The following is a 20,708-nucleotide window of genomic DNA, read 5'->3' on the forward strand; positions in this document are numbered from 1 at the left end:
GGCCCGCAGCTGCTCGCGGCCGTCGTCGGTGATCTTCTCCGGGCCCCACGGCGGCATCCACACCCAGTTGATGCGGAAGTCCGACACGAGGCCGCCACCCGTGCCGCCGGTCAGGGCAGCGCGGGTCTGGTCCTCGATGACGTCGGTCAGCGGGCAGGCCGCCGACGTGAGCGTCATGTCGATGGTGGCGACGTTCTTGTCGTCGATGTGGATGTCGTAGACCAGGCCGAGGTCCACGACGTTGATGCCGAGCTCGGGGTCCACGACGTCGCGCATGGCTTCTTCCACGTCGTCCAGTGCGGCGACGTCAGCTTTGGGCTCGAAGACCGGCATGCCTTCGGCTCCCCGGACCACGTCTTCGGTGCTCATGCTGCTCCCTGGCTTCGTGCGACTGCGTCCTTGAACGCCATCCAGCCCAGCAGCGCGCACTTCACGCGCGCCGGGTACTTCGCGACACCGGCGAAGGCGATGCCGTCCTCCAGCACGTCCTCGTCCGGCTCGATCTGGCCGCGGCCCTGCATCAGCTCGACGAACGCGTCCAGCTTCTCGAAGGCCTCGCCCACGGGCTTGCCCACGACGAGGTCGGTCAGCACCGACGTCGAGGCCTGGCTGATCGAACAGCCCTGGCCGTCGTAGGAGACGTCGGAGACGATCTCGCCGTCGAGCTTGACCCGCAGCGTCACCTCGTCGCCGCAGGTCGGGTTGACCTGGAACGACTCGGCGTCGTACGGGTCGCGCAGGCCCCGGCCGTGCGGGTTCTTGTAATGGTCCAGGATGATCTCCTGGTACATCTGCTGGAGCTGCATCTCAGGCCACCCCGAAGAACTTCTGCGCTTCGCGGACGCCGTCGACCAGTGCGTCGACCTCGTCCAGCGTGTTGTACAGGTAGAACGACGCGCGCACCGACGACTGCGCTTTCAGGCAGCGGTGCAGCGGCCACGCGCAGTGGTGCCCGACGCGCACGGCGATGCCCAGGCTGTCGAGCACCTGGCCGGCGTCGTGCGGGTGGACGCCCTCGATCTCGAACGGCACGGCGCCACCGCGCTGCACGGCGTCGGACGGGCCGAGCAGGCGGACGCCCCGGACGGCCGACAGGCCTTCCAGCGCCGCCGCGGTCAGCTGGTGCTCGTGCGCGTGGATCCGCTCCATGCCGACGACGCGGAGGTAGTCGACCGCGGCGCCGAGGCCCACGGCCTGCGACGTCATCGGCGACCCCGCCTCGAAGCGCTGCGGCGGCGGGGCGAACGTCGAGCCCTCCATCTTCACCAGCTCGATCATCGAGCCGCCGGTGATGAAGGGGGGCAACGCTTCCAGCAGCTCGCGCCGTCCGTAGAGGACACCGATGCCGGACGGGCCGAGCATCTTGTGGCCGGAGAACGACGCGAAGTCGACGCCCAGCGCGTGGAAGTCGACCGGGCCGTGCGGGACGGACTGGCACGCGTCCAGCACCGTCAGCGCGCCGACCTTCTGAGCCGCCGCGACGAGCACGTCGACGGGGTTGATCACGCCGGTCACGTTGGACTGGTGCGTGAACGCGACGACCTTGGTGCGCGGCGTGATCACGCCGTCCACATCGGACAGGTCGAGTCGGCCGTCGCCGTCGAGCTCGAACCACTTCAGCGTGGCACCGGTCCGGGCGGCGAGCTGCTGCCACGGAACGAGGTTCGCGTGGTGCTCCATCTCGGTCACGACGATCTCGTCGCCGGGGCCGACCACGAAGCGCTTCGCCTCGGGGCCGGACGTGGCGGCGTTGCCCATCGCGTACGCCACGAGGTTGAAGCCCTCGGTGGCGTTCTTGGTGAACACCAGCTCGCCGAAGTCGGCGCCGACGAAGTCCGCGATGCGCTGACGCGCACCCTCGTACTCGTCGGTCGCTTCCTCCGCCAGCTGGTGCGCACCGCGGTGCACAGCGGCGTTGTGCTGCTGCAGGAACGCCCTCTCGGCGTCCAGAACCTGCGTCGGGCGTTGCGAGGTGGCGCCGGAGTCCAGGTAGACCAGGCGCTTCCCGTCACGAACGGTGCGAGACAGGATCGGGAAGTCCGCCCTCAGGGCGGTGACGTCCAGTGGTGCTGCGGTGGTGGTCACAGCGCCTCCTCTCAACCGCTACAACGCTAGGAAATGGCTGCGGCTTCCTTGGAACCCGTGTACTTCACGTAACCCTCGGACTCGAGCTGGTCGGCGAGCTCGCGGCCACCGGACTCGACGATCCGGCCGTTCGCGAAGACGTGCACGAAGTCCGGCTCGATGTACTTGAGGATCCGGGTGTAGTGCGTGATCAGCATGACGCCGACCTCACCGGAGGCCTTGTACCGGTTGACGCCCTCGGACACGACGCGCAGCGCGTCGACGTCGAGGCCCGAGTCGGTCTCGTCGAGGATCGCGACCTTCGGCTGGAGCAGACCCAGCTGCAGGATCTCGTGGCGCTTCTTCTCGCCACCGGAGAAGCCCTCGTTCACCGAGCGCTCGGCGAACGCCGGGTCGATGTCGAGCTCGGCCATGGCACCCTTGACCTCCTTCACCCAGTGGCGGAGGTTCGGGGCCTCGCCGCGGACGGCGGTGGCGGCGGTGCGCAGGAAGTTCGACATCGAGACGCCGGGGACCTCGACCGGGTACTGCATGGCGAGGAACAGGCCGGCGCGGGCGCGCTCGTCGACGGACATCTCGAGGACGTCCTCACCGTCGAGCGTGACGGTGCCCGAGGTGATCGTGTACTTCGGGTGCCCGGCGATCGCGTAGGACAACGTGGACTTGCCGGAGCCGTTGGGGCCCATGATGGCGTGCGTCTCGCCGGCCTTGATCGTCAGGTCGACGCCCTTGAGGATCTCCTTGGGAGCGTCCTCGCTGACGACCGAGACGTGCAGGTCCTTGATCTCAAGGGTGGCCATGACTGCTGAATCTCCTGGTGGTCTGGCTAAGTCAGTTCGTGGTGACGGTGACGTCGACGAACACGTCGCCGTCACGGATGTCGACGGCGTAGACGTCGACCGGTTCGCTGGCGGGCGGCGACGAGGGCTTGCCGGTCTGCAGGTCGAAGCACGACCCGTGCAGCCAGCACTCGATCCCCTTGCGGGTGACCTCGCCCTCGCTCAACGACACCGCGGCGTGCGAGCACAGATCCGCGAGTGCGTGCACCCGCTCGCCGTCGCGCACCAGGACGACGTCGACGTCGTCCACGGTGGCCGCCAACGGCTTGCGGTTGTCCAGTTCGGACAGTGCACACACCTTGATCACGCGCCGACCGCCTCGAGCTCTGCCTCGATGGCGGCCTCGAGGCGCTCGCGCACCTCGGGGACGGCGATCTTCGCGATGAGCTCCTGGAAGAAGCCGCGCACGACGAGCCGCCGCGCCTGGTCCTCCGGGATGCCGCGCGCCTGCAGGTAGAAGAGCTGCTCGTCGTCGAACCGGCCGGTGGCGCTGGCGTGGCCCGCGCCCTCGATCTCGCCGGTCTCGATCTCCAGGTTCGGGACCGAGTCGGCGCGCGCGCCGTCGGTGAGCACCAGGTTGCGGTTGAGCTCGAAGGTCTCGGTGCCCTCGGCCGCCACGCGGATCAGCACGTCGCCGATCCACACGGTGTGCGCGCCCTCGCCCTGCAGCGCGCCCTTGTAGACCACGTTGCTGCGGCAGTTGGGCTGCGAGTGGTCGATGAACGGGCGGTGCTCCTGGTGCTGGCCGGCATCCGCGAAGTACAGGCCGAACAGCTCCGCGTCACCACCCCTGCCCGCGTACTGCACGACCGGCGTGATGCGGACGGCGTCGCCGCCCAGCGTCACCACGGTGTGCTTGATCGACGCGTCGCGCCCGAGCTTCACGTGGTGCTGCGAGACGTGCACCGCGTCGTCGGCCCAGTCGTGGATCGCGATCACCTGGAGGTGCGCGCCGTCCGCGACGACGAACTCGACGTTCTCGGCGTAGGCGCCGGAGCCGCGGTAGTCGACGACCACCGTGCCCTCGGCGAACTGCGCGGCCTTGACCAGCAGGTGGCCGTAGGCGACCTGCCCGGAGCCCGCACCCGTGATCGTCACGGTCGTGGGCTCGGACTTCGCGTCGCCGGGCAGCGTCACGACGGTGGCCTGCTCGAAGGACGTGTACGCCTGCGCCGCGATGCGGTCGCCGGGGACGCCGGCCTTGCCGAGGCGGTCGTCGTCACGACCGACCGTCTCGACGGTGACACCGGCGGCGGCGTTCACCTCGACGGCAGCGGAACCCGTTGCCGCAGCGCCGGAGTGCAGACCGGCCAGACGCTTGAGAGGGGTGAAGCGCCAGATCTCCTCACGGCCGCCCGGGACCTCGAACGCGTCCACGTCGTAGGACGTGAAGTGCTCCGCGCGCGAGGCGACCGGGACGACGGCACCGTGGGAGTGAGGTTGAGTCGACAGGGCGGCCATGTCAGCCGACGGCCCCTTCCATCTGCAGTTCGATCAGGCGGTTCAGCTCGAGGGCGTACTCCATGGGGAGCTCGCGCGCGATGGGCTCGACGAACCCGCGCACGATCATCGCCATGGCCTCGTCCTCGTTCAGGCCGCGCGACATCAGGTAGAACAGCTGGTCCTCGGAGACCTTCGAGACCGTGGCCTCGTGGCCCATCGCGACGTCGTCCTCGCGGACGTCGACGTAGGGGTAGGTGTCCGAGCGGCTGATGGTGTCGACCAGCAGCGCGTCGCACTTCACCGTGGACTTCGAGTGGTGCGCCCGCTTGTTGACCTGGACCAGGCCGCGGTAGGACGTGCGGCCACCGCCGCGCGCCACCGACTTCGACACGATGGTCGAGGAGGTGTGCGGGGCCATGTGGACCATCTTGGCGCCGGCGTCCTGGTGCTGGCCCTCGCCCGCGAACGCGATCGAGAGGACCTCGCCCTTGGCGTGCTCGCCCATCAGGAAGACGGCCGGGTACTTCATGGTCACCTTGGAGCCGATGTTGCCGTCGACCCACTCCATGGTCGCGCCCTCTTCGGCCTTGGCGCGCTTGGTGACCAGGTTGTAGACGTTGTTCGACCAGTTCTGGATCGTCGTGTAGCGGCAGCGGCCGCCCTTCTTCACGATGATCTCGACGACGGCCGAGTGCAGCGAGTCCGAGGAGTAGATCGGCGCCGTGCAGCCCTCGACGTAGTGCACGTAGGCACCCTCGTCGACGATGATCAGCGTGCGCTCGAACTGGCCCATGTTCTCGGTGTTGATCCGGAAGTAGGCCTGCAGCGGGATGTCCACGTGCACGCCCTTGGGGACGTAGATGAACGACCCGCCGGACCACGTCGCGGCGTTCAGCGCGGAGAACTTGTTGTCACCCGCGGGGATGACCGAGCCGAAGTACTCCTTGAAGAGCTCCGGCTGCTCCTTCAGGGCGGTGTCCGTGTCGAGGAAGAGGACGCCCTGCTGCTCCAGGTCCTCGCGGATCTGGTGGTAGACGACCTCGGACTCGTACTGGGCGGCGACACCGGCCACGAGGCGCTGCTTCTCCGCCTCGGGGATGCCCAGCTTGTCGTAGGTGTTCTTGATGTCCTCGGGCAGGTCCTCCCAGCTGGTGGCCTGCTTCTCCGTGGACCGCACGAAGTACTTGATCGAGTCGAAGTCGATCCCAGAGAGGTCAGCGCCCCAGCTCGGCATCGGCTTGAGGTCGAAGAGCTTCAGCGCCTTCAACCGGTACTCGAGCATCCACTCGGGCTCGCTCTTCTTCGCCGAGATGTCGCGGACGACATCCTCGCTGAGGCCTCGGCGAGCGCTCGCGCCGGCAGCGTCCGAGTCGGCCCAGCCGAACTCGTAGTTGCCGAGAGACGCGATGGTCTCTTCCTGCGTGAGCGGAGACTGCACCGTGGTGGGCGTGCGCTGCTCGGCAGCGGCAGTCATGCGGGCTCCCCTCCATCATCTGGGATCCGTTGAACGTTCGGGATGTGCGTCGTGCACACGGCGTGGCCGCTTGCGATCGTCGCGAGGCGCTGCACGTGGGTTCCGAGGAGGTTCGCGAACGTCTCCGTCTCGGTCTCGCACAGCTGGGGGAACTCAGCCGCCACGTGGGCGACCGGGCAGTGGTGCTGGCACAACTGCTCGCCCACACCGACGTGGCGTGCGGCCGCAGCGTAACCCTCCCTGGTCAGCGCGGCTGCGAGGGCCTTCGCCCGTTCGGCTGGCGTGGCCTGGGCCACGATCGCCGTCCGGTGGCGGTCCACGAGCGCGTCGACACGACTTCGCGCGAACGCCTTGACCGCTTCCTCGCCACCTGTCTGGGCGAGGAACCTGATCGCGGCGACCGCGAGGTCGTCGTAGGCGTGGCCGAACCGGGCACGTCCGGCGTCGGTCAGCAGGAAGAGCTTCGCGGGACGGCCGCGACCGCGCTGGGTCCGGCGGGGTGCGTCCCTCGTCGTCGCCTCGCCGTCCGCGAGCAGTGCGTCGATGTGTCGGCGCACAGCCGTGGGGCTGATGCCCAGTTCCTCGGCAACTGCTGCCGCGGTGACCGGGCCCTGCTCCAGAAGGAGCCTGGCGACAGCACGCCGAGTCTTGCCGTCGTGCTGCGGCACGGCGTCAAAGTGGGTCTCGGCGTTTTTCACAACACCAGTGTTGCGTATTTAGACCGAGGCCGCAAAGATCGCGGTCACAGGGTGACCTGACTCACGGCCGAGCACGGCTGGAGCGGGGCTCTGCGCCGTTCGGCGCACGGCTCCCGGCGGCGGACGGCGGGGTGCCCGGCCCCGGTGACCGCGGTCGATACCCTGCCACCATGCCCACGAACGGCGGAACCGCCACTCCGCAGAGCGACGCCCTGAACGGCAGGGAGCGCCGCCAGCTGGACATCGTCCGCCGCTGGGGCACGATCGGCGCTCTGCTGCTGACCGTGGGTTCACTCGGTGGTGGCGCCGCGCCCATCTACTCCCCCCTCTACGGGGTGCCCGTCCTCGGGCTCTTCTCGAGGATGCCCAGCGTGGCGATGGGGGTCGTCTGGACCGGCATCTTCATGATCGTGTCGGCCTGGCTGGCCCTGGGCAGGTTCGTGCGGCCGGGCCGGTCGCGGCTGGTGTCGCGCAGCCAGATGGACCGCACGCTGCTGATGTGGACCGTGCCGCTGGTCTTCTGCGTGCCGATGTTCTCCCGCGACGTGTACTCCTACCTCGCGCAGAGCGAGATCGCCGCGCGCGGCCAGGACCCGTACGAGCTGGGCCCGGCCACGGCGCTGGGCGTCGACCACGTGCTGACGCGCGGTGTGCCGAACATCTGGCGCGAGACGCCGGCGCCGTACGGCCCGCTGTTCCTCGCGTTCGGCAGGCTGACCGCCATGCTGACCGGCGACCACGTGGTGTCGGGCGTGTTCGTGCACCGGCTGCTGGTGCTGTGCGGCCTGGGGATGATCGTGTGGGCGCTCCCCCGCCTGGCCGCCCGCTTCGGCGTGCCGCCGGTGGGGGCGCTGTGGCTGGGCGCGCTGAACCCGCTGGTGCTGTTCCACATCGTCATCGGCGTGCACAACGACGGCCTCGCGCTCGGCCTGATGCTGGTGGGCCTGGAGCTCGCGATGCGGGGGCTGGAACCGCTGAGGTGGTCGTGGATCGCGCTGGGCTCCGGGGTGATCGTGTGCGGCGCGATGGTGAAGATCCCCGCGATGGCCGCGCTCGGGTTCCTCGGCGTGCTGGTGGCGCGCAAGCTGGGCGGACAGCTCAAGCACCTCGCGCTGGTGGCGGGGGTGATGGCGGTGCTGGCCGCGGTCGGGGTGGTGGTGATCTGTCTCGGCACCGGATTCGGCTTCGGCTGGCTCGAGACCCTGAACGTCGCCTCGACGGTGAAGTCGTGGATGTCGCCGCCGACGGCGCTGGGCTTCCTGGGCGCGGGCACCGGCATCCTGCTGGGCCTGGGCAACCACACCGAGGCGATGATCTCGCTGACCCGCCTGATCGGGCAGGGCATCTCGGTCGTCATCACCGTGGCGCTGCTGTGGCGCAGCTTCAAGGGCCGGATCAAGGCGATGAACGGCCTGGGTGCGGCGCTGGGCGCGATCCTGGTGCTCGGGCCGGTCCTGCAGCCCTGGTACGTGCTGTGGGCGGCGCTGCCGCTGGCCACCGCCGTGGTGGGGCCGAAGTTCCGGATGTTCGCGATGGTGACCTCGGCGGTGATCGCGGTGATCCTGCCGCCCACCGGGTCGGCTTTCGACGGGCGCGCCTACACGGTCCCGCAGGCCGTGGCGGGTGCGGTGATCACGTTCGCGGTGTGCGTGCTGATCGCGCGCAAGCGGGTGGGACCGTTCCTGAAGTCCGACACGGCGGCGTAGCAAGCATCCAAGCGACGCCGAAGGCGAGCCGTCTTCTCCTTGCGCCGACCAGAGCCGGTGGGCCCACCCGCGGTGTGGCGATCGGGGCTCGACTTCGGGTGCGAGGTGCTACCACTCGTGGCTTGGCAGAGGTGCACGACCACGCCGGCCCCCCGTCGCCGGGTGACCGCACGCAGCGCGGTGCGAGGCGAGCGGAAATCCCCGAAGCCCCGATTCGGGTGAGTAACCGCATCTGCCCGGCGGACGAGTACTCCTAGGTACAGGGAGAAGATCGACGCCGGGGGGTGTGGCATGTCCGAGCAGTCCATGTCGCGGGAAGAGGTCCGGTTCGCCGTGGTGCTCAACGGCGGCGTGAGCCTCGCGGTCTGGATGGGCGGCGTCGTGCTCGAGCTCGACCGCCTGACCAGGCCGGGCAGCACCTACCAGCCGCTGCTCGACCTCGTCGGGTGCACGGCGCGGGCCGACGTCATCGCCGGTACGTCGGCCGGGGGCATCAACGGGGCGGCGCTCGCGTTGTCCCAGGTCAACAAGAAGGCCGACCTCAGCCGGCTGCGGGACCTGTGGGCCGAGCAGGGGCGGATGGAGCAGCTGCTGCGCACGCCGTTCCGCGGGCAGCCGGCGAGCCTGCTCAAGGGGGACGAGTTCTTCTACCCGCGGCTGCAGGAGGCGCTGGCCCGGCTCACCACCGACTTCGAGCCGACCGAGGCCTGCGAGCGGCCGATCGACCTGCGCATCACGACCACCCTGCTGGGTGGTGTTCCGGCGATCACCTACGACGACCTCGGGCAGCCGCTCACGCAGTCGGTGCACCAGGGGTCGTTCTCGTTCCGGCGCGACCCCTACGACTGGGTCAGCGAGGACGCGCGGGACGACTTCGCGGGTGCGGCGCTGCCCGGCCGGGTCCAGCAGCTCGCCCTGGCCGCGCGCAGCAGTGCGAGCTTCCCGTTCGCGTTCGAGCCGAGCTTCATCCCCGTCGGCGGGCAGGGCGGGCCCGGCCGGCCCGACATGGGTGACGTGGCGAGCTGGGCCGACGGGCACGACCGCAGCCGGTTCGCCGTCGACGGCGGGGTGCTGGTCAACACGCCGACGCGCGAGGCGCTCGAGGCCATCGACCGGATGCCCGCGGACGGGCCGGTGCGGCGGGTCATGCTGCTCGTCTTCCCGCACGCCGAGCCGCTGGGGTCGGAGCCGCCGGCCGACACGTCGGCGGCCGGGTTCACGACGGTCGCCTCCGGCGCCAAGCTGCTCGGCGCGATGTCCGGGCAGGCCAACCGCACCTACGTCGAGAAGATCGAGGAGCACAACCGGCGCGCCGCCTCCAGCCGGGGCGGGCGGATGGCGTTGCTCGAACGGCTGCACGCGGGCGGCGAGAACGTCGTCGACGAGGTGTACTCGCTGGCGGACAAGCTCTTCGGCCACTACGAGGACGTCGAGATCCGGCTGGCCGCGCGCCAGGCGACCGCGCAGCAGTTCGCGCTGCCGGACGGCAACCCGGCCAACTGGTCGTTCGAACGGGCGCGCCGGGCCGCCGAGTCCGCGCAGCGCGCGTGGAAGAAGCAGCACGGCGTGCTGCCGTACGTGCCGGGCGTCCGGCTGCCGGCCGCGGTCTGCCGCGAGGACCTGGGCTGGGAGTGGGGCATCACGATGGCCGAACGCCTCGGCGCGTCGGCCCTCGACCTGCTCAAGCGGCTCGTCTGGGTCGCGCCGGACGGCAACGCCGACGCGATCGCGAAGTCGCGCCGCGAGCTGCACCAGGTCCGCGCCGAGCTGCGCCGGCTGCGCACCGAGCTGTTCGCGTGGGAACCGGCCGGCTGGCTCGGCGAGGGGTACTGGACCGGCCGGCTCGCGAGCTACCACGAGCAGATGGCCGACGGGCACCTCGGCCTCGAGGTGAAGGCGCAGGTCGCCGAGATCGGCCGGGTGGTCGGCGAGGCCGGGGAGGTGGTCGCGGGTCTCGACGAGCGGAGGCTCGAGCTCGGCGGCCTCCGGTGCTGGCACGCGCTGCTCGCCACACCGCCGACCGGCCAGGAGGCCGGGCTCGGCGACGGCGAGCGGTGCCTGAGCCGCCTGCTCGCGCTGGAGGTCGCGGGCACGTGCCTGTCCGACGACGCCTCGACGGGCCTGGACACGCCGGTCGAGCTGGTGCAGGTGTCGCTGCAGACGCGCAACGCGTTCGCGCACCAGTCCGTCACCGCCGACGACAAGGCGGGCGGTGCGTCGCTGTCGCGGTTCTCCGGGTTCCTCAAGCGGTCGTGGCGGGTCAACGACTGGATCTGGGGCCGCCTCGACGGCGCCACGATGCTGTGCCGGGTGCTGTTCGACCCGCGGCGGCTGCGCAGGATGGACCTGCTCGGGCGGCCGGAGGGCGACGACCGCATGCCGGAGGAACGCGCGAAAGCGGTCGTCGACCGGGTCGTGGCGGAGATGTTCGGGCCGGAGCTGCCGGTCCAGGTCGCCGACTGCGCCGTCGCGGCCGCGGAGGAGCTGGCCTGCATCTACCGGGCCGACGGCGAGCTGTCGCCGTCGTCGCTGAAGCTCGCCGAGCTGGCCGCGTGGGGCCTGCACTGGCGGATCATCTGCGAGGAGCTGCCCCGGCTGCGGGCGGCCGTCCTCGCCGACCGCGGCGACGGCGCGGACCGGCGGTCGCGCGGCGAGCTGTTCCTGGAGGAGCACGCGGACCTGTTGCGGCGCCTGGAAAACCCGCAGGAGCACACGGTCACGCTCGGCATGTCCGCGCTCAACGCCTTCGACCGCGCCGGGATCGGCCGCGAGCCGCTCACCCAGGAGGCGGCGTCGGACCAGATGATCCGCACGGCCGCGACCGCCGCCGCCGTCGCCGTCACGGTCGCCGACTCCGAACGGCTCGGGATCGCCGCGGTGCGCCCGGTGACGCGGGTGGTGCGCGGGGCCGCGCTGCTGCCGTACTGGACGATCACCGGGCTGACCCGCGGCGGGAACCTCGCGCAGTTCCTGGGACTGCTCGGGCTCGCGGTCGGCGGCGCGCTGGTCGTGATGGCGTTGTTCGGCCTGCTGCCCACGTGGGCGGCGGGTCCGGGTGGTGCGATCGGGGCCGCGTCGCTGCTCGCCGCGTTCGGGTACGCCGCGCTGCGCAGCGGCACGATGCTGCACGGGCTGGTCCTGCTCTCACCGGTGATCCCGCTGGCCGCCACCGCGGTCGACCGGTTGCCGGCGGACCGGGCACAGGTCACGACCGGCACGGTGACCGTCGCCGGGGTCGCGCTGGTGGTGACGGCGTTGCTGGTGCTGGGGTCGTTGCCCGCGCCGGTCCGCACCCCGCTCGCCGTGCTGGCCGACTTCACGCCGCTCGAGATCCTGAGGCGGCGCTGGAAGAAGGCGGCCGTCGTGCTGGGCGTCGCGGCGCTGGCGTGGGCCGTCTGGCGGTTCGAGCTGCTCCTGACGCCGTGGCTGGTGCTCCCCGCATCCGTCCTCTGTGGAGCGTTCGGTGTCCGGATGGCGTTGTCCGGCGGGAAGTCGCTGCAGCGCTGGCGCCGGGTCGAGGGCGTCTGGGGCGCGGAACGGGCCGAGCCGCCCGCCGCGGCGACCGCGGGCTGGGCCGTCGTCTACGGCGTCGGCTACCTCGTGCTGGCCGACGTGCTGCTGCTGATCGGGCCGTCCGGCTGGGGCTGGCGGGCGGTGATCGGCACCGCGCTGGTGTTCGGGCTGACGTTGCTGCTGGTCACGTCCTGGTACGTGCCCAGGACCGAGCGCCGCCGGATCCGCCGGCAACTCGTGGACGAGGCGATCCCGGCCGTCTACCCGCCGGACCGCCCCGTCGCGGACGTGCTGCGCGAACGGCTGGAGGGCCACGCGTCGCTCTACCGGTTCCTGGTGACCGGGGACGGCGAGCACCCGGCGCAGCTCACCCTGTCCCCCGCCGGACTGGTTGTCGCGCAACGAATTGAGACGAAGCTGCGACCCGCCTCCATCCCCAGTGGACCCGCTGTAGGTTGACCCGATGAGGGCCGACGCCACGCGCAACGTCGAAGCGGTGCTGCGCGCCGCCGCTCGGGTGTTCTCGACGGACCCCCTCGCGCGGATCGCCGACGTCGCCGCGGCCGCGGGCGTGGACAAGCGGACCGTCTACCGGCGCTTCGAGTCGCGCGAGGAACTGCTGCTGGCGGTCTACCGCGCGCGGCTCGACCGCCTCGCGGCGCTGATCGAGACGACGTTCGACGACCGGCCGGTGCGCGACGCGCTGCTGGCGTTCGCCGAAGGCGGCATCCGGCTCAGCCGCGACTGGCCCGTCGACATCCGCGCGGTGACCGACCCGGCGGTGCGGCAGCGGCGCGAGGAGCTCGACGCGCGGATGGACGACTTCCTGCGCCGCGCCGAGCAGGCGGGCGTGCTCTCGCCCGGCATGCCGCGCGGCTGGTCGTTGCGGGTGCTGCAGACCCAGCTGCACACCGTGGCGCAGGAGATGCCGGGGCTTCCGCCCGTGGTGGCGGCGCAGCTCGTCGTCGAGACGTTCCTGCACGGCGTCGGCGTGTGACCCAGGCCATGCCCTTCGTGGGCATTTCCAGGCCACCTCAGGCGTCTTAAGTGTCATATGGAGTGACACTTAGGGAGTGGACGATGACGAGGACATGGCTCATCACCGGGGCATCGCGCGGGTTCGGGCGCGCACTGGCCGCCGCGGCTCTCGAGGCCGGTGACCAGGTCGTCGCGACGGCACGGCGGCCCGAGCAGCTCGGCGACCTGGTGGCGGAGCACCCGGACCGGGCGCGAGCGGTCGCGCTGGACGTCACCGACCCGGCCGCGGCGGTCGCGGCCGTCGAACGGGCCGTGGCGGAGTTCGGTGCGCTCGACGTGGTCGTGAACAACGCCGGCTACGCCACCAGCGCGCCGATCGAGGAGATGAGCGACGCCGACTTCCGCGCCCAGGTCGAGGCGAACCTGTTCGGCGTCGTGAACGTGACCCGCGCGGCCCTGCCCGTGCTGCGGCGGCAGCGGTCCGGCACGTTCGTGCAGTTCTCGTCGGTCGGCGGCCGCGCGGGCGGCACCCCGGGCATGGGCGCCTACCAGACGGCGAAGTTCGCGGTGGAGGGCTTCTCGGAGGTGCTGGCGAACGAGGTGGCGCCGTTCGGCGTGCGGGTGGTGATCGTCGAGCCGGGCGCGTTCCGCACGGACTGGCAGGGCTCGTCGATGGTCCGCCACGAGACCGGGCCGCACTACGAGGAGACCGTGGGCGCGATCAACCGGTTCCGCGACGAGACCGACGGCGTGCAGCCGGGCGACCCGGCCCGTGGTGCGCGGGTGGTCCTCGACGTGGTGGCGTCCGACGACCCGCCGCGCCGGCTCGTGCTGGGCGCCGCGGCCGTGGAGCACGTGCTGGCGGCGGAGGCGAAGCGGAGCGCGGAGACGCGGGAGTGGGCGGCGGTGAGCGCGTCGGCCGACTTCCCCTCCGGCCAGAGCTGACGACCCGTGAGACGCGCGGGACGTGCCGCCGGCCCGGCCGCCCCTGCGCGACCGGGCCGACGCCCCTCCCGACCCGGAACTCCCCTCCGGGCCCCGGCCCTCAGGCCGCCAGCGCGATCACCGGCACCGTGCGGCCCATCGCCCGCGCGTAGAGCCCCTCGAACCGCTCCAGCGTCGCCGCCAGCGCGTGGTGCGAGATGATCTCGCTGCTCGCCGCGCCCATCCGGGCCCGCATCGGCGCGTCGTGCACGAGCGTGTGCAGGCGCTGGGCCAGCTGGTTCACGTCGCCGGGCTCGAACAGCCAGCCGTTGCGGCCGGGGTGCACGAGGTGCGGCAGGGCCATGGCGTTCGCGGCGATCACCGGCTTGCCCGCGGCCATCGCCTCCATCGTCGCGAGGCTCTGCAGCTCGGCGACGCCGGGCATGACGAACAGGTCGCAGCGGGCGTAGGCGTCGAGCAGCTGGTCCTCGGACACGAAGCCGTGGAACCGCACCCGGTCGGTGATGCCGAGGTCGCGGGCCAGCAGCTCCCACTCGGCCCTGCAGGTGCCGTCGCCGACGATCTCGCCGAACGCGCCGGGCACGCGGGCCAGGGCGCGCAGGAACTCGTCGACGCGCTTCTCCTCGTCGAGACGGCCGACGAACAGCGCCGTCGGGCGGTCGTTGTGCGTCACCGAACGCTGGTAGCGCGCGATGTCGATGCCGCACGACACCGGGACGGCGCGTTCGGGGAAACCGCTGTCGTGCAGCAACTGCACGGCGCGCGGGGTCGGCGCGGTGACGATGTCGGCCTTGCCGAACACGCGGGCCAGGTCGCGGTAGGCCCACTTGCGGGACAGGCCCTGCAGGAACGCCGGCACGTGCGCGTGGCTGAACAGGTTCTCCGGCATGAAGTGGTTCGTCGCGAGCGTCGGGATGCCCTGCGCCACCGCGGAGTTCAGCACGAACCGGCCGACCACGAAGTGCGCCTGCACGTGCACGACGTCCGGCGCGAGCGACTTGACCAGCTCGTCGGCCTCCTTCGCCGCCTGCCACGGCAGGCAGAAGCGGAAGTCGGGGTAGAACGGCAGCCGGTGCGAGCGCAGCCGGTGCACCGTGACGCCCTCGATCTCCGTCGCCCTGGGCGAGTCCGGGGCGATGACGTGCACGTCGTGGCCGACGCTCGCCAGACCGACGGCCAGGCGCTGGGCGAAGCGCGCGGCGCCGTTGACGTCCGGCGGGAACGTGTCGGCGGCGATGACCACGCGCAGCGCGCTGGAGGTGTTCACGGGGAGCTCCGTTCGAATGAGGACACGCGGTTGACGAGCGAGTGCGAACACGCCGCTGACGGCGGCGAGCGCGCAGGCGACCAGTGCCGCGCCGGTCCACGGGGACAGGTGCGCGGCTTCGCCGAGCAGGAAGGCACCGAGGCCGACCGCGACCAGTGGGTCCACCACGGTCAGGCAGGCGACGGCGAGATGAGGGGGCCCACCGGCGTAGGCGTGCTGGACGAGCCAGCCGCCGACGGCGAGCGAGAGCGCGATGCCGAGCACGGACGCTATGTGCGACAGCCCGAAACCGCCTTGCTGCACCGACTGCGAGACGGCGCGCATCAGCACGGACACGTACCCGTACGCCACGCCACCAGCCGATGCGAACGCCACGGCACGGATGCGCGCGTTCGTCGTGAGGGCCGCGATGACACCTGGAACGGCGATCGCGCCGAGGGTGAACAGTCCGGCCGTGAGTTCGAGGTCGGGTGCGACCTGGGTCGCGGTGGCGCTGCCGGAGGCGAGGGACACGAACGCGCCCACGCCCACCGTGGTGATCAGGATCGCCGGCAGCTCGCGGAACCGGCGGTCGAGCAGCGCGGTCAGGCCGATCGCGAGCACCCCGATCGGCTGCACGACGGTCAGCGGCGCCATGCCGAGCGCGGCGGCGTGCACCCCCGAACCGGCGACGAGCAGCACGAGCCCGCCGAGCCAGCGGGGTTCGCGCAGGACACCGGCGCGGGCACCGGTCTCGGCGACGGCGTCGTGCTGCAGGCGGGCCGCGAAGGCGAAGAACACGGCGCCGAGCACGGCGAGCGCGATGGCGAGCGGTGTCATGACGTGCGCCTCACCTGTAGTGCCGCGATGGCGAAAAGGAGTCCGTAAAGCGATGCGAACAAAACTCGTTCGGTCAGTCCGCGGGCCTCGAAACCGCCCGGCGAAACGTGGCTGACCAGAAATGCCGCGCTCGACACGCTCGCCGTTATTGCGATACCGAGCAGGGCAGGAAACTGCCGGGCGAGGAGCAGTCCGGCGGCCGGCAAAGCAACGAACATGACCGCGCCGGCGTACCGGTGGACGTAGCCGGACACGGAGGTCGGCGCTCCCGTCGGGTCGGTCGGGAAGATCGTCGACACGGTCAGCCCCGCCGACCAGATGCCGATCAACCACTGTGCTGACCTGCGTACACCTCGCAGGTTGACGGCCAGCGACACCGACACGGCCGCGAGGGAAAGAGACGTCGCCGCCAGGAAACCCGCGCCGCTGTCCACGAACACGTAATCGCTGACGACGTCGCTGATCGGGCTGAGCTGCCCTGCCGACACGACATGCAGGTAAAGAATCGGGACCAGTGAGAACACCAGTCCCCCGACCACCCATCTCCGTCTTTCCGCCCCCACCTCAAGCACGAGAAAAGTCTCTTGTGAGCGCGGTGATCAACCAATGGGGAACTCCCCCGAGCAAACCCTGAGGTGTCCCTGAGGTCCCGGGGTAGGGACAGCCCCACCTCGTCCGCCGCAGCCCCGAACGCGGCCCCGCCACCCAGCTGTGTGCGGCACGCCCCGACCGCCTAGGCTGCGGTGCTGTGAGCCCGAATCCCCAGCCTGCGGTGGAAGTGTCGGGGCTGGTCAAGAGGTACGGCTCGAAGACCGCCGTCGACGGCCTCGACCTCGTTCAGCAGCCCGGTACCGTCCTCGCCCTCCTCGGGCCGAACGGCGCGGGCAAGACGACGACCGTCGAGATCTGCGAGGGCTTCCGCAGGGCCGACGACGGCTCGGTGCGCGTGCTCGGTCTCGCGCCCGGTTCCGAGGAGCTGCGCCCGCGCATCGGCGTGATGCCGCAGGGCGGCGGCGGGTATCCCGGCATCCGCGCCGAGGAGATGCTGAACCTCGTGGCCGCGTGCGCGGCGAACCCGCTGGACCCGAAGTGGCTTATCGAGGTCCTGGGCCTCGGCGGCGCGGTGCGCACCCCGTACAAGAGGTTGTCGGGCGGCCAGCAGCAGCGGCTCTCGCTCGCGTGCGCGCTGATCGGCCGCCCCGAGCTCGTGTTCCTCGACGAGCCGACCGCGGGCATGGACCCGCAGGCGCGCCGGCTCGTGTGGGACCTCGTGGGCGCGTTGAAGGACGACGGCGTGTCCGTGCTCCTCACCACGCACCTCATGGACGAGGCCGAGGCGCTGGCCGACGACGTCGTGATCATCGACCAGGGCCGCGTCGTCGCGCAGGGCACGCCCGCCGAGCTGACCGCGAACCGCCCCGACGACCAGCAGCTGCGCTTCCGCGCGCGACCCGGCCTCGACACGTCGCTGCTGTCCGCGGCGCTGCCGGAGGGGCTGAAGGTGCGCGAGGCCGCCCGCGGCCAGTACGTCGTGGAGGGCCTGATCGACCCGCAGGTCGTCTCGACCGTCACGTCGTGGTGCGCGCAGCAGGGCGTGCTGGCCGAGGAGCTCACGGTGGCCAAGCGCAGCCTCGAAGACGTTTTCCTGGAGCTGACCGGCAGGGAGCTGCGCTCGTGACCACCTTCGCTCCCGGCACCTTCAAGCCCGCGCCCGGCCGCGGGTCGCTCGCGCGGATGCTCTTCGTGCACGCCCGCACCGAGGCGCTGCTGACGTTGCGCAACGGCGAGCAGATCCTGCTGACGGTGCTCATCCCGCTGGCGTTGCTCATCGCGCTGTCGCTGATGTCGGTGATCCCGATGCCGGAGCCGCGCGTCGGGTCCGCGACCGCCAGGGTCTTCGCGCTGGCGATCATCTCGAGCGCTTTCACCGGCCAGGCCATCGCACTGGGCTTCGACCGGCGCTACGGCGTGCTGAAGCGACTTTCGGCCTCCGCGCTGCCGCGGTGGCTGCTGGTCGCCGGACGGGTCTGCGGCGCGCTGGTCGTGGTCGCGGTCCAGATCGTGCTGCTGGCCGTGACCGCGTTGGTCCTGGGCTGGACGTTCCCGCTCGCCGGCCTGCCGTGGGTCGTGCTGCTGATCGTGCTGGGCACGCTGACGTTCGGCGCCCTGGGCGTGCTGCTCGGCGGCGCACTGCGGGCGGAGATCGTGCTGGCGCTGGCGAACATCATCTGGTTCGTGCTGCTGATGGTCGGCGGCGTGGCGCTGTCCGTGCCCGTCGGGTTCGTGCACCTGCTGCCGTCGGCTGCGCTGGCCGAGGCGCTGGAAACCTCTGTGGTGCACGGCACGGCGCCGGGTGTGGCGCCCGTCGCAGTGCTCGTGGCCTGGGGCGTTGTGGCCGGGGCACTGGCGACCCGGACGACTCGGCTGACCTGACCGCGCCTACCATCAAGGCGTGTCGAAGCTGACCGCCTTCCTCGTGTCCTGGCAGCGCGCGTTCGCGATTGCCGTCGTCATCGCGCAGGCCGGAATCGCGGTCACCGGGTCGATCGTCCGCGTGACCGGCTCGGGCCTCGGCTGCCCGACGTGGCCGCAGTGCGTCGAGGGCAGCGTCGTCCCGGTCGAGCACCCCGAGGTCGCCGCCCTGCACCAGTGGGTCGAGTTCGGCAACCGGACGCTCACCGGTGTCGTCGGCATCATCGCGGGCCTGTGCGTCCTGGCGGCGTGGTTCCACCTGCCGCGGCGCCGCCGGGTCCTGGTCCTCGCGCTCGTCCAGCTCGTCGGCGTGGCCGTGCAGGCGGTCGTCGGCGGCATCACGGTCCTCGCCGGCCTCGCCTGGTACACCGTGTCGATCCACTTCATGATCTCGATGGTCCTGGTGTGGATGGCCGTGCTGCTGGTGAGCTCGCTGTCCGAGGGCGACGGCCCCGCGCGGCTGAAGGTGCCGGCGCCGCTGGTGAAGCTCCAGGTCGTCATGGCCGCCGTGCTGGGCGCGCTGCTGCTCGCGGGCACGTGGGTCACGGCCGCCGGCCCGCACGCCGGTGACGCCTCGACCCCGCGCCTGGACGTGGAGGTCGCGACGCTCGCCCAGATCCACGCGGACCTGCTGTTCCTGTTCCTGGGCCTGCTGATCGCCGTCGGCTTCTTCACCCGCACCCGCACGTACTGGACGCTCGTCGGCGTCGTGCTCGCCCAGGGCGCGCTCGGCATGGTCCAGTACTGGACGGGCGTGCCCGAGGTGCTGGTCTCGCTGCACGTGCTGGGCGCCGGAGCGGTCGTCATCGCCACGGCGGCGCTGTGGACCTCGTCCCGCGAGCGCACGCACGAGGTCGAGGTGCCCGCCCCCGGCGATCAGGCGCTCAGCAAGGCCTGAGCCTCGCCCTGGTCGTTGTGCCCGGCCCAGTTGGCCGGTGTCGCCTCGAAGTTCGCGTCCGTGATGCTCCGGTCCGCTCCCGAGTCGAGCAGGACGCGGATGACCGGCAGGTGCCCGCGTTCGGCCGCGAGGTGCAGCGCCGTCACGCCCTCACCGTGCATCGGCCCGCCGAAAGCGGTGCGCTGGTCGGGGTTCGCGCCGAGGTCCAGCAACGCGCGCGTGGCGTTCTCCAGCCCCTTGTACGCCGCCCACGCCAGCGCCGTGCCGCGGTAGACGTCCGCGTCGATCCGGGCACCGCGTTCGAGAAGTTCCCCGAGGACCTCGACGCGGTCGTTGCGCGCGGCCCACGACAGGGCCTCGTCGAGCACTTCCTGCGGGTCGTCGGTCGGCCACCACCGCGGGAACCCGCTGTGCGGCCGGTAGTACCCGCGCCCGGCCTCCGCGGCGGTGGCCAGCGCCAGGTCGCCGAGGCCGGCGGCGGTGCGCAGGTTGGGCGGGTCGGTCCCGAGCAGCGCGGCCACCTCCCGGTTGCCCCAGAACAACGCGACGGTGAGCGGCGTCCCACCCGCACCCCGCGCCTCCAGGTCCGTGCGCGCACCACGACCGAGCAGCAACCGGGCCAGCCGCGGCAGGTTCGCGCAAGCAGCCTGGTGCAGCGCCGTCCACCCGTGGACGTTCTGGTGGTCGATGTCCGCCCCGTCGTCGAGCAGCACCTCGACGAGCCGCTCGTCCCCCGTCGCCGCGGACAACCCGAGCAGGTCGTTGCCGTTGGTGCCACTGGCCTTCACGAGCCACGGGTCCCGCGTGATGATCGCCGCGAGCTCGCCGGGGTTGTGCATCTCGACGGCCTGGTAGGCCCGCGCGAACGGCCGGGGCCTGCGGATGTGGGCCTCGAGCGCCTTCCAGTCCTCACACCCGTGGGCCTGGGCGAGCACGATGCGCGCGCCCTCGTCCGTCAACGGCACGTCGTCGAACACTTCCAGCGCACCGGGCACCCCGTCCCACGCGGAAGCGAGCAACCCCCTGGCACGCTCCTCGTAGTACTCGACGTCGTCGCGGAACGGGTGCCACATGGCACCACGCTACTTCGGCTGCGCGGGCCTGCGCTCCCACAAAGCGGGAAGTTCCTCCGAGAGCCAGCCGTAGAGCCGGTCGACGGTCTTGAGCCGCTGCGCCCGCTCCGGATCACCGCTGAGCAACCGCATGCCGTCGTCGGTCAGCGTCTGCACGCTCGCGATGGCGTTGAGCTTGCGCTGGATGAACTCGGACCAGGCCTTCTCGTTGATCCGGTACTCGGCGGCCTGCCGCCCGCGCCGCGTCCGCTTGGTCACCAGCCCGACGTTGACCAGGTACTTGAGGTTGGTGCTGATCGACCCGCTGCTGGCCTCCAGCTCCTGGGACAGCTCCGCCGCCGTCCGCTCGACCGGCTGGCACACCAGCAGGTACCCGAGGATGCGCCCGCCGATCAGCGGGATCCCCTCCTCGGCGAAGTGGGCGGCGAACCGCTCGATCCAGGCCGACAGCCTCGTTTCCCTGCCCACGCTCACGGATGATCCCTTTCGGTCGACACT

19 protein-coding genes are annotated in these 20,708 nt (G+C 71.4%); 7 read left to right on the plus strand and 12 right to left on the minus strand.

The genetic code is table 11. The features are described 5' to 3' along the window. The 8 genes from ACFWGZ_RS20935 to ACFWGZ_RS20970 form a co-directional block, all read right to left on the minus strand. A partial coding sequence (locus ACFWGZ_RS20935) for a metal-sulfur cluster assembly factor (RefSeq protein ID WP_382453216.1) occupies positions 1-369 on the minus strand: 369 nt, incomplete at its 3' end. After that, positions 366-806 carry a Fe-S cluster assembly sulfur transfer protein SufU gene (gene sufU, locus ACFWGZ_RS20940; protein ID WP_382453217.1) on the minus strand — a complete coding sequence of 147 codons (441 nt, stop codon included), beginning with the start codon at positions 804-806 and terminating at the stop codon, positions 366-368. The genes ACFWGZ_RS20935 and sufU, both read right to left, overlap by 4 nt. A 1-nt stretch (position 807) precedes the next feature. After that, positions 808-2,085: a cysteine desulfurase gene (locus tag ACFWGZ_RS20945; RefSeq protein ID WP_382453218.1), complete on the minus strand. Its 1,278-nt coding sequence runs from the start codon at positions 2,083-2,085 to the stop codon at positions 808-810. A gap of 26 nt (positions 2,086-2,111) precedes the next feature. Continuing rightward, positions 2,112-2,885 carry a Fe-S cluster assembly ATPase SufC gene (gene sufC, locus ACFWGZ_RS20950; protein ID WP_382453219.1) on the minus strand — a complete coding sequence of 258 codons (774 nt, stop codon included), beginning with the start codon at positions 2,883-2,885 and terminating at the stop codon, positions 2,112-2,114. Positions 2,886-2,916: 31 nt separating this feature from the next. Then, entirely contained in the window at positions 2,917-3,231 is a 315-nt protein-coding gene (locus ACFWGZ_RS20955) for a non-heme iron oxygenase ferredoxin subunit (RefSeq protein WP_382453220.1), read from the minus strand. Then, positions 3,228-4,385 (minus strand): Fe-S cluster assembly protein SufD, encoded by a 1,158-nt coding sequence (gene sufD, locus ACFWGZ_RS20960; RefSeq protein WP_382453221.1) that lies wholly within the window; start codon positions 4,383-4,385, stop codon positions 3,228-3,230. Before sufD ends, ACFWGZ_RS20955 begins: the two co-directional genes overlap by 4 nt. Position 4,386: 1 nt before the next feature. Then, positions 4,387-5,841, minus strand: a complete 1,455-nt coding sequence (sufB, locus tag ACFWGZ_RS20965) for a Fe-S cluster assembly protein SufB (protein ID WP_253324097.1) — start codon at positions 5,839-5,841, stop codon at positions 4,387-4,389. Further along, entirely contained in the window at positions 5,838-6,509 is a 672-nt protein-coding gene (locus ACFWGZ_RS20970) for a helix-turn-helix transcriptional regulator (RefSeq protein ID WP_382453222.1), read from the minus strand. Before ACFWGZ_RS20970 ends, sufB begins: the two co-directional genes overlap by 4 nt. Before the next feature lie 200 nt (positions 6,510-6,709). Between ACFWGZ_RS20970 and mptB the strand changes: the two genes are divergently transcribed. The 4 genes from mptB (at position 6,710) to ACFWGZ_RS20990 (ending at position 13,681) form a co-directional block, all read left to right on the plus strand. Then, positions 6,710-8,245 (plus strand): polyprenol phosphomannose-dependent alpha 1,6 mannosyltransferase MptB, encoded by a 1,536-nt coding sequence (mptB, locus tag ACFWGZ_RS20975; protein ID WP_382453223.1) that lies wholly within the window; start codon positions 6,710-6,712, stop codon positions 8,243-8,245. Positions 8,246-8,536: 291 nt separating this feature from the next. Next, entirely contained in the window at positions 8,537-12,217 is a 3,681-nt protein-coding gene (locus tag ACFWGZ_RS20980; RefSeq protein ID WP_382453224.1) for a patatin-like protein, read from the plus strand. 4 nt (positions 12,218-12,221) lie between these two features. Beyond that, the gene (locus tag ACFWGZ_RS20985) at positions 12,222-12,755 is read left to right on the plus strand and encodes a TetR/AcrR family transcriptional regulator (RefSeq protein ID WP_382453225.1); all 534 of its coding nucleotides are present in this window, start codon (positions 12,222-12,224) and stop codon (positions 12,753-12,755) included. An 83-nt stretch (positions 12,756-12,838) separates the two neighbouring features. Beyond that, complete coding sequence (locus tag ACFWGZ_RS20990; protein ID WP_382453226.1) at positions 12,839-13,681, plus strand: oxidoreductase; 843 nt, start codon at positions 12,839-12,841, stop codon at positions 13,679-13,681. Positions 13,682-13,781: 100 nt separating this feature from the next. Here ACFWGZ_RS20990 and ACFWGZ_RS20995 read toward each other — a convergent pair whose 3' ends face one another. Continuing rightward, the gene (locus ACFWGZ_RS20995; protein WP_382453227.1) at positions 13,782-15,767 is read right to left on the minus strand and encodes a glycosyltransferase; all 1,986 of its coding nucleotides are present in this window, start codon (positions 15,765-15,767) and stop codon (positions 13,782-13,784) included. Next, positions 15,764-16,339 carry a DUF998 domain-containing protein gene (locus ACFWGZ_RS21000; RefSeq protein WP_382453228.1) on the minus strand — a complete coding sequence of 192 codons (576 nt, stop codon included), beginning with the start codon at positions 16,337-16,339 and terminating at the stop codon, positions 15,764-15,766. Before ACFWGZ_RS21000 ends, ACFWGZ_RS20995 begins: the two co-directional genes overlap by 4 nt. 176 nt (positions 16,340-16,515) lie before the next feature. Here ACFWGZ_RS21000 and ACFWGZ_RS21005 point away from each other — a divergent pair, with 176 nt between their 5' ends. Genes ACFWGZ_RS21005 through ACFWGZ_RS21015 form a run of 3 tightly spaced genes read left to right on the plus strand, consistent with a single transcriptional unit; the run spans position 16,516 to position 19,137 of the window. Then, positions 16,516-17,445 carry an ABC transporter ATP-binding protein gene (locus tag ACFWGZ_RS21005; protein ID WP_382453229.1) on the plus strand — a complete coding sequence of 310 codons (930 nt, stop codon included), beginning with the start codon at positions 16,516-16,518 and terminating at the stop codon, positions 17,443-17,445. Continuing rightward, positions 17,442-18,200, plus strand: coding sequence for an ABC transporter permease (locus tag ACFWGZ_RS21010; protein ID WP_382453230.1), 759 nt, complete (start codon positions 17,442-17,444; stop codon positions 18,198-18,200). Before ACFWGZ_RS21005 ends, ACFWGZ_RS21010 begins: the two co-directional genes overlap by 4 nt. Before the next feature lie 19 nt (positions 18,201-18,219). Then, positions 18,220-19,137 (plus strand): heme A synthase, encoded by a 918-nt coding sequence (locus ACFWGZ_RS21015; protein WP_382453231.1) that lies wholly within the window; start codon positions 18,220-18,222, stop codon positions 19,135-19,137. Here the strand turns inward: ACFWGZ_RS21015 and ACFWGZ_RS21020 are convergent. Both ACFWGZ_RS21020 and ACFWGZ_RS21025 read right to left on the minus strand, forming a co-directional pair. Continuing rightward, on the minus strand, positions 19,116-20,210 hold the full coding sequence (locus ACFWGZ_RS21020; protein ID WP_382453232.1) for an ankyrin repeat domain-containing protein: 1,095 nt from the start codon (positions 20,208-20,210) through the stop codon (positions 19,116-19,118). The two genes, ACFWGZ_RS21015 and ACFWGZ_RS21020, sit on opposite strands and share 22 nt — an antisense overlap. 9 nt (positions 20,211-20,219) lie before the next feature. Further along, a complete protein-coding gene (locus ACFWGZ_RS21025) occupies positions 20,220-20,678 on the minus strand; it encodes a GbsR/MarR family transcriptional regulator (protein ID WP_382453233.1) in 459 nt (152 codons plus the stop codon). Positions 20,679-20,708 lie beyond the last annotated feature (30 nt).

The organism is Lentzea sp. NPDC060358, assembly GCF_042725365.1.
GTDB lineage: Bacteria > Actinomycetota > Actinomycetes > Mycobacteriales > Pseudonocardiaceae > Lentzea.

What these genes read in the sequence shown, in the direction of transcription:
- ACFWGZ_RS20985 (WP_382453225.1), top strand. Translation starts at nt 12,222, where the DNA reads ATGAGGGCCGACGCCACGCGCAACGTCGAAGCGGTGCTGCGCGCCGCC.
- ACFWGZ_RS20995 (WP_382453227.1), bottom strand. Translation starts at nt 15,767, where the DNA reads ATGACACCGCTCGCCATCGCGCTCGCCGTGCTCGGCGCCGTGTTCTTC.
- sufC (WP_382453219.1), bottom strand. Translation starts at nt 2,885, where the DNA reads ATGGCCACCCTTGAGATCAAGGACCTGCACGTCTCGGTCGTCAGCGAG.
- ACFWGZ_RS20980 (WP_382453224.1), top strand. Translation starts at nt 8,537, where the DNA reads ATGTCCGAGCAGTCCATGTCGCGGGAAGAGGTCCGGTTCGCCGTGGTG.
- ACFWGZ_RS20990 (WP_382453226.1), top strand. Translation starts at nt 12,839, where the DNA reads ATGACGAGGACATGGCTCATCACCGGGGCATCGCGCGGGTTCGGGCGC.
- mptB (WP_382453223.1), top strand. Translation starts at nt 6,710, where the DNA reads ATGCCCACGAACGGCGGAACCGCCACTCCGCAGAGCGACGCCCTGAAC.
- sufU (WP_382453217.1), bottom strand. Translation starts at nt 806, where the DNA reads ATGCAGCTCCAGCAGATGTACCAGGAGATCATCCTGGACCATTACAAG.
- sufD (WP_382453221.1), bottom strand. Translation starts at nt 4,385, where the DNA reads ATGGCCGCCCTGTCGACTCAACCTCACTCCCACGGTGCCGTCGTCCCG.
- ACFWGZ_RS21020 (WP_382453232.1), bottom strand. Translation starts at nt 20,210, where the DNA reads ATGTGGCACCCGTTCCGCGACGACGTCGAGTACTACGAGGAGCGTGCC.
- sufB (WP_253324097.1), bottom strand. Translation starts at nt 5,841, where the DNA reads ATGACTGCCGCTGCCGAGCAGCGCACGCCCACCACGGTGCAGTCTCCG.